The organism is Peptoanaerobacter stomatis (assembly GCF_000238095.2).
GTDB classification, from domain to species: domain Bacteria; phylum Bacillota; class Clostridia; order Peptostreptococcales; family Filifactoraceae; genus Peptoanaerobacter; species Peptoanaerobacter stomatis_A.
Window position 1 is genome coordinate 1,896,171 of the sequence record NZ_JH815225.1, and the last position, 12,572, is coordinate 1,908,742.

The 12,572-nt window shown below is 30.0% G+C and carries 11 protein-coding genes and 4 tRNA genes; 8 read left to right on the top strand and 7 right to left on the bottom strand.

Annotation, left to right across the window (positions count from 1 at the left end):
- Positions 1-46: 46 nt before the first annotated feature.
- On the bottom strand, positions 47-397 hold the full coding sequence (gene yajC, locus HMPREF9630_RS08210; RefSeq protein ID WP_009528033.1) for a preprotein translocase subunit YajC: 351 nt from the start codon (positions 395-397) through the stop codon (positions 47-49).
- A gap of 329 nt (positions 398-726) precedes the next feature.
- Here yajC and HMPREF9630_RS08215 point away from each other — a divergent pair, with 329 nt between their 5' ends.
- The gene (locus HMPREF9630_RS08215) at positions 727-1,512 is read left to right on the top strand and encodes a ParA family protein (protein ID WP_009528034.1); all 786 of its coding nucleotides are present in this window, start codon (positions 727-729) and stop codon (positions 1,510-1,512) included.
- A complete protein-coding gene (locus tag HMPREF9630_RS08220; RefSeq protein WP_009528035.1) occupies positions 1,484-2,395 on the top strand; it encodes a ParB/RepB/Spo0J family partition protein in 912 nt (303 codons plus the stop codon). The genes HMPREF9630_RS08215 and HMPREF9630_RS08220 overlap by 29 nt, the downstream gene beginning before the upstream one ends.
- Positions 2,396-2,495: 100 nt before the next feature.
- Here the strand turns inward: HMPREF9630_RS08220 and HMPREF9630_RS08225 are convergent.
- The 5 genes from HMPREF9630_RS08225 to HMPREF9630_RS08245 form a co-directional block, all read right to left on the bottom strand.
- Positions 2,496-2,578, bottom strand: a tRNA-Leu gene (locus tag HMPREF9630_RS08225).
- Between the two features lie 9 nt (positions 2,579-2,587).
- Positions 2,588-2,663, bottom strand: a tRNA-Val gene (locus HMPREF9630_RS08230).
- Positions 2,664-2,706: 43 nt separating this feature from the next.
- Positions 2,707-2,781 (bottom strand) — tRNA-Glu (locus HMPREF9630_RS08235).
- A gap of 18 nt (positions 2,782-2,799) precedes the next feature.
- Positions 2,800-2,875, bottom strand: a tRNA-Lys gene (locus HMPREF9630_RS08240).
- A gap of 217 nt (positions 2,876-3,092) precedes the next feature.
- Positions 3,093-3,509: a pyridoxamine 5'-phosphate oxidase family protein gene (locus HMPREF9630_RS08245; RefSeq protein WP_009528036.1), complete on the bottom strand. Its 417-nt coding sequence runs from the start codon at positions 3,507-3,509 to the stop codon at positions 3,093-3,095.
- A gap of 267 nt (positions 3,510-3,776) precedes the next feature.
- On the opposite strand from HMPREF9630_RS08245, the gene HMPREF9630_RS08250 reads away from it, so the two are divergent.
- Positions 3,777-5,723 carry a bifunctional metallophosphatase/5'-nucleotidase gene (locus HMPREF9630_RS08250; RefSeq protein ID WP_009528037.1) on the top strand — a complete coding sequence of 649 codons (1,947 nt, stop codon included), beginning with the start codon at positions 3,777-3,779 and terminating at the stop codon, positions 5,721-5,723.
- A 392-nt stretch (positions 5,724-6,115) separates the two neighbouring features.
- On the opposite strand, the gene HMPREF9630_RS08255 is transcribed toward HMPREF9630_RS08250, so the two are convergent.
- Positions 6,116-6,544 (bottom strand): hypothetical protein, encoded by a 429-nt coding sequence (locus HMPREF9630_RS08255; protein WP_009528038.1) that lies wholly within the window; start codon positions 6,542-6,544, stop codon positions 6,116-6,118.
- A gap of 187 nt (positions 6,545-6,731) precedes the next feature.
- Here HMPREF9630_RS08255 and HMPREF9630_RS08260 point away from each other — a divergent pair, with 187 nt between their 5' ends.
- The 5 genes from HMPREF9630_RS08260 (at position 6,732) to dnaB (ending at position 12,459) form a co-directional block, all read left to right on the top strand.
- Positions 6,732-7,292: a hypothetical protein gene (locus tag HMPREF9630_RS08260; RefSeq protein WP_242824694.1), complete on the top strand. Its 561-nt coding sequence runs from the start codon at positions 6,732-6,734 to the stop codon at positions 7,290-7,292.
- 441 nt (positions 7,293-7,733) lie between these two features.
- A complete protein-coding gene (locus tag HMPREF9630_RS08265; RefSeq protein ID WP_009528040.1) occupies positions 7,734-8,681 on the top strand; it encodes a DUF2232 domain-containing protein in 948 nt (315 codons plus the stop codon).
- Positions 8,678-10,678, top strand: coding sequence for a DHH family phosphoesterase (locus tag HMPREF9630_RS08270; protein WP_009528041.1), 2,001 nt, complete (start codon positions 8,678-8,680; stop codon positions 10,676-10,678). Before HMPREF9630_RS08265 ends, HMPREF9630_RS08270 begins: the two co-directional genes overlap by 4 nt.
- The gene (gene rplI, locus HMPREF9630_RS08275; protein WP_009528042.1) at positions 10,675-11,121 is read left to right on the top strand and encodes a 50S ribosomal protein L9; all 447 of its coding nucleotides are present in this window, start codon (positions 10,675-10,677) and stop codon (positions 11,119-11,121) included. Before HMPREF9630_RS08270 ends, rplI begins: the two co-directional genes overlap by 4 nt.
- 9 nt (positions 11,122-11,130) lie before the next feature.
- Positions 11,131-12,459 carry a replicative DNA helicase gene (dnaB, locus tag HMPREF9630_RS08280; protein WP_009528043.1) on the top strand — a complete coding sequence of 443 codons (1,329 nt, stop codon included), beginning with the start codon at positions 11,131-11,133 and terminating at the stop codon, positions 12,457-12,459.
- Positions 12,460-12,572 lie beyond the last annotated feature (113 nt).

A 12,572-nucleotide genomic window follows, 5' to 3' on the forward strand; every position in this document is an offset into this window, starting at 1 on the left:
TAATTCCTCCAAGAAAACCCTAATTGTCAGGGATTGCATAAAAATTTTATTTTTCTTCGTCTATTTCTATATCTTCATCATCTTCTTCAATTTCGTCATCGTCATCAGTATCATTGATAACAACTTCTCTCACGCTCCAATTTTTGAATGTGAGATGTGTGTTGTCAGGAGCACATTCCAATACCATAGTATCGTCTTTTATTTCTATTATAAGACCTATAAGACCGCTATAAAGTATTACTGTATCTCCTACCTTTAATGAACTTCTCATATCCATTACTTCTTTTTGTCTCTTTTTTTGCGGTTTCATAACAAAAAAATATAAGAAAAATCCCATCAAGATAAGTGGGAAAAACATTCCTAATGAGCCTGCCGCATTTGCACCTGTATTTGCCAAGTCTATTCCTCCTAAAAATATTTATTTAACAACAAAATGTCAATTTAATATTATACCAACTTAGCAAAATTTATACAATAGCTTTTAAAATAAATAATAATATTTTTTAAGTGAAATAAAAAACATTAACCATAAACTAAAAGATATAATAAAAAGTTTTAATTCTAATATCAAGTTGTAAAATATATTTGTAATGAAATTGTATTTTTGATATAATTAACATGATTATATTTTTTATAAAAAATTTTAATACTGAATAAAAATTGTTATCTCAAAATGAAGTTAATTGGAATAACAATATCTAATACATAAATGAAACGGAGAATATTATGAAAACTCATATAATTTCTATATCTAATAACAAAGGAGGTTCAGGGAAAACTACGCTTACAGGTAATCTCGGCTATGCGCTTGCAAGTCATGGAAAAAAAATTTTGCTCATAGATGCGGATATGCAAATGAATTTGACACGTTCATACGATATGCAAATTGACAAGGATAAAAATATATACAAAGCTGTTTCATTGGAAGAAGACCTGTCTGATTTTATAAGCAAGACTAACTACGAAAATATTGATATGGTAATATCTGATTATATGCTTTCTGCTGTAGATATGCAGCTTGTTGGTAAAAATGATAAAGAAAATGTGATTAAAAAAATAATTACACCTCTAAAACAAAGCGAAGTATATGATTATATAATAATAGACACTTGTCCATTTTTGGGGCTTTTAAATTACAATATTTTGGTATCGTCAGATTATGTATTGATACCTGTTGAATTATCGGCGTTCGGAGTGGAAGGTTTAGAACCTTTATCCAATTTTATAGAGGAAGTAAGAATTTTTAACAAAGATTTAGAAATCCTCGGCATAGTGGAAACAAAAGTTGATAAGCGTGAGTCTACTACTAATGAAACGAGAGAACTTTTAAGAGATTTGTTTGGAGATAAAATATTGTCTTCGGATATACCTGTAGATATAAATATAAAGAAAAGTCAATTTTTGGGACAACCTGTGTGCAATTTTTCATCAGAGTCAAGAGCGTCAATTGCCTACAAAAATTTAGCAAAGGAAGTGGATAGTCTTGTCAACAAAAAAAAGTATAATAAATAAAGACAGATTTAAAAATCTTTCGGGGATATCCGCTTTTGATAAAGATAAAAGACAGGAAAATACGGAAGAAAATGCAAAATCGAGATTTGACATAGATGTTTTTTCAAACGATATATCTCAAATAGATATAAATAAGCTCACATCAGCACCCAGCGAATGGAATTTTTACAGCAAACTTCCGAAAGAAAAGTTTTTAGAATTGATAGAATCCATAGAAAAAAACTCCCTGCTTCATCCTGTAGTGCTTTGGGAAAAAAATGACGGTTATATGATACTCTCAGGCCACAATAGAGTAAGAGCATACAAGGCATTATATGAGATGACGAAAGATGAAAAGTATAGCAAAATTCCGGCGATAGTTAAAAGAAAAGATGATATTGACGAGAATACAGCAAGGGAAATAATAGTAGATACAAACTGGATACAAAGACAGCTTACAACATATGAAAAAACACAATCTATACTTCAAAAATATGTTCGTATAAAATCTGAGAAGAAAAAAGGAGAAAAAACAAGAGATTTAATCGCGAGCCAATTAGGTATATCAGGGAGAATGGTGCAAAACTATCTATCGCTTAATATGCTGAATAGCGGATTTTTTGAGCTTATAGATGAATCTGTAATAAATATAAAAATGGCTGTATTGCTTGCCAAATTACCGGATCAAACTCAAAAATTGATATTGAAAAATAAAGATGATATAAATTTTGACATAAATTTGTTGAAAAAAGCAAGTGAATTTAAAGATGATGAAGAAATTTTAGAATTACTTAGAAAAGATGAAAAAAAAGAAGATGAGCTTATAACTTTAAAGGTCAAAATACGAAAAGATAAGAAAGACGAATTTATGAAAATGTACAATGATTGGCTGAAAACTTTATAGGTGATGATTAAGAATATTCCTTGGATATAACTGACTTATTTAAGGGATATTTTTTTGCATAAAAAAAGACGTGAGATATTCACATCATTAACAAAAAATCTGGTGCGGATAGAGGGAGTCGAACCCCCACGGTTGCCCGCTAGATCCTAAGTCTAGTGCGTCTGCCAATTCCGCCATATCCGCACAAAAAAATGGTGGACCCAACAGGGCTCGAACCTGTGACCCCCTGCTTGTAAGGCAGATGCTCTCCCAGCTGAGCTATGGATCCATACCAAAGTATAATAATCAATTATTGGATATATAGATTAAAATGGTGACTCCTAGGGGATTCGAACCCCTGTAGCCGCCGTGAAAGGGCGGTGTCTTAACCGCTTGACCAAGGAGCCACATCAATCAATATAAAATGGTGACCCATCCGGGATTCGAACCCGGGACACCTTGATTAAAAGTCAAGTGCTCTGCCGACTGAGCTAATGAGTCTTATTTTTTTGATAATTAACAATCAACTCGTTAATTATATCTATTATTTTTATATCTGTCAAGTATTTTTTTTATTTTTTCTGTCGGCAATAAATAAATTTCTATAACTCTTGTATTTAGTGATGTCTATTGCCGACAGAAATTTTATTTAATACAGTTTTAGTTGTATGTTTTATAAAAATTATTATGGTTAATAATAGAAATAAATAATATATATTTATAAAATATAAGTATCCATATTTTCAAGAGTCAAAACTACCTGAGCTTTTTCGAAGTGTATTTCATATACTACAAGAAAAACACCGACATCCTCTATAAGCTCTCTATATCCTTCCATTTTTTCTATAAGTTGCTCTTTCAAATCATATACAGTTTTTGAACTTTTTACACAGATACCCTTTGCTTTTATGTGTTCAGTTCCATGCTTAGGTATGGTAGTGAATGCAATCTTTGTATTTTTTTCCAATTCAAAGACTTTGGTATTGTCTGAAAATGTTGCAAAATACAACACTTTTGCCTCAGGATCAAAATAAAAATTTACAGCTCTGACATTAGGAGTATTATTTAAGCTTGTGGCAAGTGCTATTTCCGAATGTTCTCTCATCATTCTAAAAAATTCTTTTTTTGTATCCATTTAATATTATCTCCTTAAAAAGAAACTTTAAAAAATATTGAATAATTCTGTGTATAATTATAACAGTAAATTTATTTTAACTCAACTTAAAATTTAATTATAAACGTGTTAAATATAAATAAAAAGTTTATATTTAATTTGGATTTATTTTATTAAAAATCCTATAACTGTTAATTTTACTATATTAAATTTTGTTGACATAATGGAATTTTTTTTGATTATATAGTATAATTGATATAGTATATTAAAAAAATTTAGGAGGGAATTATGTTTAAAATCAGAAAAAGTATCAGCATTATGTTATCGCTCATACTTGTATTAGGCTTAAGTGTTTATAAACCTACATTTGCAGATGATACAAAAATGATAACAATAATACATACTAACGATGTTCACGGAAGAGCTGAAGGAGATCAAAAAGAACTCATAGGCTATGCAAAATTAAAAACTTTTTATGACGCACAAAAAGCAAAAAATCCTGATACTTTACTTGTAGATGCGGGAGATACTTTGCATGGAACAACATTTGCCAACATATCCGAAGGGAAAAATATGCTTAATCTTATGAATGAAATAGGATTTGCAGTGGGCATTCCCGGAAATCACGATTTCAACTACGGATATGAAAGACTTATTGCTCTTGAAAAAGATGCAAAATTTGATTATTTATGTGCAAATGTAGTTAGAAAAGATGGAACAAAAGATTTTAAAGCCAATGTTATAAAAGATATTGACGGTGTTAAAATAGGATTTTTCGGAATTGCCACACCGGAAACTCTTTATAAATCAAGCCCTAAAAACACTGCAAATGTAGATTTTCTTGATTATATACAAACATCCAAAAAACAAGTTGAAGAATTAAAGAAACAAGGTGCACAAATAATAGTGGCGGTTACACACCTCGGTATAGATGAATCATCAAGTGAGCGTTCCGATATACTTGCAAAAGAAGTCGACGGAATAGATCTTATAATAGACGGACATAGTCATACAAGACTCCCTGAAGGCTTAAAAATAAAAAATACACTTATAGTTCAGACAGGGGAGTATTTAAAAAATATAGGTGTTGTAAATCTCGAAATAAAAGACGGTAAAATTCAAAGTGCAAAGGCAAACTTGGTTTCATTTGAACAGGCAAAAGATATAAAACCTGATGAAAAAATTGCAAAAGAAATACAAGTTGCGGTTGCAGCGGATAAACCTACACTTGATAAAGTGATAGGATATAGTGAAACAGAACTTGTAGGAGTTAGAGAAAAAGTCAGAGCAAGTGAAACAAATCTTGGGGATCTTGTTACAGACGCTATGAAAAAATCAATATCATCAGATGTTGCAATTACTAATGGCGGAGGAATAAGAGCATCAATTAAAAAAGGCGATATAAAAATGGGAGATATACTTACATCATTCCCGTTCACAAATTTCGTAGTAGGCTTGGAAGTAAAAGGTGATGTAATAGCATCTGCGTTGGAGCATGGAGTTGATAAAGCGCCTGAACCTGCCGGTAAATTCCCGCAAGTATCAGGACTTACATTCACATATGATATATCACAACCTGCAGGAAAAAGAGTTAGCGATATAAAAGTAAATGGGGAAAATCTTGATACTAAAAAATCATATAAACTGGCAACTAATGATTTTATGGCAATAGGTGGCGATGATTATACAATGCTTAAGAATGCAAAAAAAGTTGCTGAAAATGCTCTATTGTCAGATGTATTGGTAGACTATATAAAAGAAAGTGGCGGCAAAATAAATTATAAAGAAAATGGAAACAGAATAATACTTAATAGCGAGATTACAAAAGTAGACGCAATAAGCGAAGTTAAAACAGATGATATGAAAGTTATACCTACAAGCCACAAGATAATAGCAGAAGGCAAATCAATACTGATAGAAGGCTATATAATAAACGGAGATAAATATTTCCAAGTAAGAGATATTGCAGCAGCTTTCAGTAATACAGCACAGTCATTCGACGTACAATACGATAAAAAATCAAAATCGGTAGTATTGAAGAAAAATACTAAATATAGCGGAAATAATGCAAAACTTTCAAAAATTTCTCAAAAGGCACCTAAGATTGTAAACAGCAACCAAAAGATAATGGTCAACGGCAAAGAAGACCAAAAATTGAAAGTATATCTTATAAACAGTGCCAATTATGTAAGTTTGGCGCAACTTTCAACACTTATGAATTTAAACATAAAATAATATGGAAAGCAAAATTTTTAGTGGAGGGCAACCTCCACTTTTTATATTAATACCGATATTCAATAGAATAATAGACATTTTATAAGTAATACTGATTTCTAATACAACAATAGATAATTCCTTAAATTAATAAGTTTATAAATAACTTTTTCTTTTATTATATTTGTGTAATATCATTTTCTATCATTATTTTTGGTTAGTGGTAACAATGACATTATATAATAAGATACTGTGAGTATCAAAAGCTATTTTTAGAATTTTAGACTACAAGATATTGTGCATAATGATTTATTTTTGAAATATATACAAAAAAAACCAAAATGCGACTTTTGACATTTACGGCATAACTATTTAAAATAAATAAAATTACAATAAGTCATAAATTTAAAGATTTAATTTGCCGATTTCAGATTTTTGACTTCCTCTAAATTTTCAATTTCTTCCAATATGACTTTCAGCTTTGATGAGTCTATTATTCCTTTTTTTATACGTCCGTATTCGTTTACTGACAATATGGCGTTTTCTGTTTTGTCCCATATTTCAAGAGTACGTTCAATATTTTTTTCGCTTATTCTCAATATTATTTCAGGCAAATCATCTCTTTGTGAAATTTTGTTTCCGTCAAAAACAACGTTATTAAGAAGTTTTTCAAATTTTGCAATTACTTTCTCATTATAAATCGCTCTCGCATATAAAATTGATGTTATATTCTCAGGATATCCGACTGTCATAATTTTTTCAGGATGTGTAGAATTTGAAATTAAAACAGTTAGAATTACAAGTGCTGATATTAACAAAATAAAAAGCTTCCGTTTTTTCATAAAAACCACTCCTAAAAGTATAAAAATAAAAAATTAACATAATAATATAATTTTGATAGAATATATGTATAACTTGCAAGTTTATTATATCAAAATTTCATTATTATGAAAAGGAGGATATTATATGAAAACTAAAAAAATTATGCTAATTCTATTGATAACCGCTTTATTTGTTTCAAGTATTAATGTGTATGCATTGGATACCATAGAAAGAAATAATGTTTATGTAAAAACTATTTTAAAATCTCAAGAAGAAATAGACAAAGAATTTGAACAGCAAATGGAAGACTATATTAACAATTTAGAAAGTAAAATATCATCTAATTATTTAAATAATGAAATGAAACCTCAAGATCATTCAAGATATGTTACTGAGTTCGTAGGGAGTACAAGACGATGGTTTGGACCTTATAGAGCTGGCGGTCAAAATTATGGTCCTGTTTCGTTTCCTACATATGGCGGTATGATATACTGGGAAGAAGGTAGTGGTCCAGATGTTGGAGTTGGAGTTACCATAGCTGGCAAACATATAGGGTTCACTATAAATGTTGGTTCAAGAAAAATGGATGGAGTTAAAGGATATTCAGTTAATGTTCCTAGTTATGGAAGTTGGTATTTATATGTCAATATGCAAGTAGAAGTTAGGCGATATGACGTTTATAAAATATCTAATGGAAGAAAAACCTACTATACAACAGTTTCACAAAAAGCTTATACTGGATTACAACTTCCTATTAAACAATATTAATACAAACAAAAAAATGTGGAATATATATATTCCACATTTTTTTGTTTGTATTCTAAAATTAAAACATATAAAAACTTTCTCATAAGTTTGCTAAACATTCTTATATTTTGAGAAAATGAATTATATAGTAAATAAAGAAGATTAAGGAGAATAATTTCTAATTTTTCTTATTTATTATAAGATTTTAATATATTATTTTTTGTATCATTTAAAAGTTAATTCACTATTAATTTAAATAACAATATAAAAATATTGATAAAAAATAGTTTGTAGCATTTATTTATAATATTTTATTATATCATCTTTGTGAGATTTAGAGTAAATATAATCATTAATTGGTAAAGAAAGAGAATATATTATAGAAAAGCGATAAATTGTGTTTTTTTAAATTTTATGATATAATTTAAAAAATATTTTTTTGAAATTTTTGCAGGAGATATTATGAATTTTAATAATAAAGATTTGGCCAGAATTTCTTTGCTAATAACTTTGGCGGTCGTCATAGCCTTACTCGGGTATTATGTTCCTACATTAAGCATACTTTCATTTTTAACAGGAAGTATATTTATGATTATAGGATTGATATCCAAAAATAAAGTATATACATTCATATCTTTTATAGCTTATACATTTTTGCTTTTTATTTTATTGGATCCTGTAAGTGCATTTATATATTTGGTTGTGTTTTGCATACCTTGTCTTATTATGGGATACATTATGAAAAATAAAGATAATGAAGATATAGCGTATTTTGTTGGCGCTGTTGTTATGGCTGTTGCTGTATTGGGACTGCTTGCTGTTTTTATGCGTATAGGTGGTTTTGATTTTTTTGAAAATTTAAGGCAAAGTTTTGAGCTGTCAACTAAACAGCTACAATCTATAAATCCGAATTATACCTTGCCTAAACAACTCACTGCTCAAAGTATAGTTAATATATCAAAGCAACTGTTTCCATCAATTGTGATGATAACTTGTCTTTTTATAACGCTTATAAGCAAATATATCGGGTTGTTTTTGCTTAAGAGAATTTTTCCGAAGGAAAATATGAATTTTAAACCTTTCAGTCATTTTGAATTACCTGATAGACTCGGTGTATTTTTTTTGATATTTTGGATTGTTATAAATGCATGTTCTTTATTTAATATTTTGGATAAAAATTATAGCGACAGGCTTATTACAAATGTGCTTTATCTTATTATATACATGCTTGTAATACAAGGTTTTGCAGTTTTGATATTTTTTATAAATAAATTAAACAAGAACAGTAGAATTATAGCTGTAATAGCTGCTATAATTTTGTTTTGGAGTGCATTTTTTGTACTTTCGTTTATCGCAATATTGGATATGGCTTTTGATTTTAGAAAGATAAGCTTTAGGAGAGACAAATGAACGATAAGATAAGATTTAATTTCCCTGAAGTTCAGCTTTACCTGGCATTTATATTTGTACTGAGTATTGTAATATCATATTTTGACAGACAGATTGGTCTTTTTGTGTTTTTGATATTTGTATATTTGGTTTACTATAATGCAAGGGCAATTAAGTATAAAAATAATGATTTATTGGTGGACTTCAAAAACTTGAGTATAGATATGGATGAAATATCAAAACAAACTATGCTCGATTTTCCTGTGCCTTTTTGTGTTATAAATGAATATGGAAATATAAAATGGAATAATGAAAAAATGACCACTATGCTATCGGATGAGGAGCTTATAGAAAAAAATTTGGGAAGTTTGCTTAACAATCTTGATATAAATAAGCTTATACCCAAGAATAATGAAGAGATGATATCTATTGATGATTATGTGGTAGGTGATAAACACTATAAGATACAGACGGTGGACATTGCTAAAAACAATCAAAAGGCGAAAAAATATGCGGTGTATTTTTTTGATATAAGTAGTGAATTATCTCTTATAGATAAGTATAATGAAATTAAACCTGTAATTTTATCAATACAGGTGGATAATTTTAATGATGTTGTAGAGTCTGCAGCTGATGATTTCAGACCTTTGCTTGAAGCCGATATAGAAAGACATATAAGGTTTTGGGTAGAGAAAAAGGATGGTGTACTTACTAAATTATCTAAGGATAAATTTTTCTGTGTATTCAATGAGCCTATGTTAAAACAGGCAGAAGACGAAAAATTCAGTATATTGGATGATTTGAGAGAGATAGAACTGTCAAACACTATACCTGTAACTCTATCTATCGGTGCATCTACTTATGAGCAAAATCTGGCATATACAAACAAAAATGCAATGTCGGCTCTTGATATGGCTCTTGGTCGTGGTGGTGATCAAGCTGTCTGCAAGATATATGATAAAACCGTATTTTATGGCGGTAAATCAAAAGCTGTTGAAAAGAAAACAAGAGTTCGTGCAAGGATTGTCGGACATGCCATGAGAGATTTGATAAAAAAATCTTCCAATGTCCTTGTAATGGGACATTCATATCCTGATTTGGACGCTATAGGGGCGTGCATGGGTATAGTTGCTATCTGTAATATGTTGGAATCACCTGTAAAAATAGTATTATCATCTTCAAATAAGTCGATAGACGATTTATATTATAAGATAAAAAATACTGAAGGATATAAAGATATATTCATAACTCATGATGAAACGAGTAAATATATTAATGAGCAAACTTTGCTTATAGTAGTTGACACTAATAAAGCGTCTTTAACAGAAATGCCACAGTTAACAGAAATTGTTGATAAAATTGTTCTCGTAGACCATCACAGACGTGGAATAGAATTTTTGGATAAGGCAGTGCTTACATTCCATGAAACCTATGCATCGTCTGCAAGTGAAATGATAACAGAACTCGTGCAATACGTAAAAGACGGTGCAAAATTGGATGTGCTTACGGCAGAGGCATTGCTCTCAGGAATAACCTTAGATACCAAAAATTTTGCATTTAATACAGGAGTTCGTACTTTTGAAGCTGCAGCATTTTTGAGAAAAAATGGAGCAGATCCGTTAGAAATAAAAAAATTCTTCAAGGGAGATTTTGAAAACTTTATAATAAAAGCGGATTGTATAAAAAATGCAAGAATAATAGAGGATATAATCGCTATATCATCATATGATAAAAAAATTAAAGGTCCATCTTTAATAGCCGCTCAAATAGCTGATGAACTGTTGGGAATAAAAGGAATACAGGCAAGTTTTGTCGTAATAGAAGGTATTAATGGAACAGTGCAAGTGTCTGCACGTTCTATTGAAAATATAAATGTACAAGTTATAATGGAAAAATTAGGAGGCGGAGGACATATAGATACCGCTGCAACGCAAATACGAAACAAATCTGTAGATGAAGTAATAAAGTTAGTAGAAGAAACCGTAAAAATATATCTTAAGGAGGAGTACAATAAATGAAAGTAATATTATTGAAAGATTTAAAAGGAACAGGAAAAAAAGGAGAAATAAAAGAAGTATCAGATGGATATGCAAGAAATTATATGATACCTAAGGGATTTGCACAAGAGGCTACAACTCAAAATCTAAATTTACTCAACCAACAAAACAGTGCAAAAGAACATAAAATGGAAATAGACAGACAAGCAGCACTTGGTATAAAATCAAAATTAGATAATGACAAACTCATTATAAAAGCTAAGGCAGGAGAAGGACAAAAATTATTCGGTTCAATAACATCAAAAGATATAGAAGACGAATTGAAAAAACAAAAAAATATATCTGTGGATAAAAAGAAGATAGATTTAAAAGAGCCTATAAAAATGGTAGGCAGTTTTACAGTTAAACTTAAACTATTTACAAATGTAGTGTGTGATTTAAAAGTAGAAATAGAACAAATTTAGGTGATGATTATGGAAAATAATAATCAACAAGATAATGATATAACCGTATCTGCAAAAGCCGAGCAATCTGTGCTCGGCTCTATACTTATAGATAACGATACAATAATAGAAATATCCAATATACTATCTATGGATGATTTTAATTATGATGCACATAAAGCCATATATAAAGCTATGCTTGAATTGTATACCTCAAGCAAGCCGATAGATTTTTTAACGCTTACAAATGCCATAAAAAATTCTGTAAATATAGAAGAAGTAGGTGGATATGAATACATATCCAAACTCCCATCAATGCCTGATTATTCAAGCAATGCTGTACATTATGCTAAAATAGTAAAAGAAAAATCTACTTTGAGAAAATTGGTAAAAGCATCTCAAGACATAATAAATACGGCAAAATCAGGGAAATCGGTAGAAAATGTGCTTGATGAAGCAGAGCATACAATATTTAATATTTCTCAAGAAAAGACAAAATCAACACTTCATCATATAAAAGATGTGCTTACAGATACATATAGCGTAATAGAGCAAAATTATAAAAATAAAGGCTCTATGACAGGAATTACAACAGGATTTATAGATCTCAACCACATCACAAATGGATGGCAAAAAACTGATTTAATACTTGTTGCTGCAAGACCTGCTACAGGAAAAACCGCATTTGCACTAAATCTTGCACACAATGCATCAAAAGACGGAAAAAAAGTTGCAGTGTTTTCCTTGGAGATGAGCGAAACGCAATTAGCTCAGAGAATTTTGTCAGCTGAAAGCAAAGTTGAACTGAAAAAATTAAAAACAGGAGAACTTGAAGAAGAAGATTGGCAAAAACTCATAAACGCAATATCTGTTATGACGAAATATCCTATTTATATAAATGATACGGCAGGAATAAATTTGCTTGAAATACGCTCAGAATGTCGTAAACTGAAAATGCAAAAAGGGCTTGATATGATAGTTATAGACTATCTTCAATTAATGGAGTCGGAAGTAAGGACAGAGAGCAGACAACAGGAAATATCCAAAATATCAAGGGGGCTTAAAATTCTTGCAAAAGAGTTGGGTTGCCCTATAATAGCATTGTCACAGCTTTCAAGAGCGCCTGAACAAAGGACTAATCACAGACCTATGCTGTCAGATTTGAGAGAATCAGGGGCAATAGAGCAAGATGCCGATATAGTTATGTTTTTATACAGAGATGAGATATATAATCCTGATACAGATAAAAAAAATGTAACAGAGGTCATACTTGCAAAACATAGAAGTGGAGAGATAGGAACCGTCGAGCTTGCTTGGCATGGAAAATATCAGTTGTTTTTGAGTTTGGAAACGTATTAATAATAGCTTATGTAATGCTGAATACTATTTAGATTAAATGTTGAAAAATTTTTTTCCAAAAAAAATCTCATCACTTTAAGTGACGAGATTTTTTTTTGGAAAGGGTATGTTTT

Excerpts from the sequence above, each read along its gene's own strand:
- rplI (WP_009528042.1), top strand. The coding sequence starts at position 10,675 with ATGAAAGTAATATTATTGAAAGATTTAAAAGGAACAGGAAAAAAAGGA.
- HMPREF9630_RS08250 (WP_009528037.1), top strand. The coding sequence starts at position 3,777 with ATGTTTAAAATCAGAAAAAGTATCAGCATTATGTTATCGCTCATACTT.
- HMPREF9630_RS08215 (WP_009528034.1), top strand. The coding sequence starts at position 727 with ATGAAAACTCATATAATTTCTATATCTAATAACAAAGGAGGTTCAGGG.
- HMPREF9630_RS08245 (WP_009528036.1), bottom strand. The coding sequence starts at position 3,509 with ATGGATACAAAAAAAGAATTTTTTAGAATGATGAGAGAACATTCGGAA.
- HMPREF9630_RS08265 (WP_009528040.1), top strand. The coding sequence starts at position 7,734 with ATGAATTTTAATAATAAAGATTTGGCCAGAATTTCTTTGCTAATAACT.
- HMPREF9630_RS08255 (WP_009528038.1), bottom strand. The coding sequence starts at position 6,544 with ATGAAAAAACGGAAGCTTTTTATTTTGTTAATATCAGCACTTGTAATT.
- HMPREF9630_RS08270 (WP_009528041.1), top strand. The coding sequence starts at position 8,678 with ATGAACGATAAGATAAGATTTAATTTCCCTGAAGTTCAGCTTTACCTG.
- dnaB (WP_009528043.1), top strand. The coding sequence starts at position 11,131 with ATGGAAAATAATAATCAACAAGATAATGATATAACCGTATCTGCAAAA.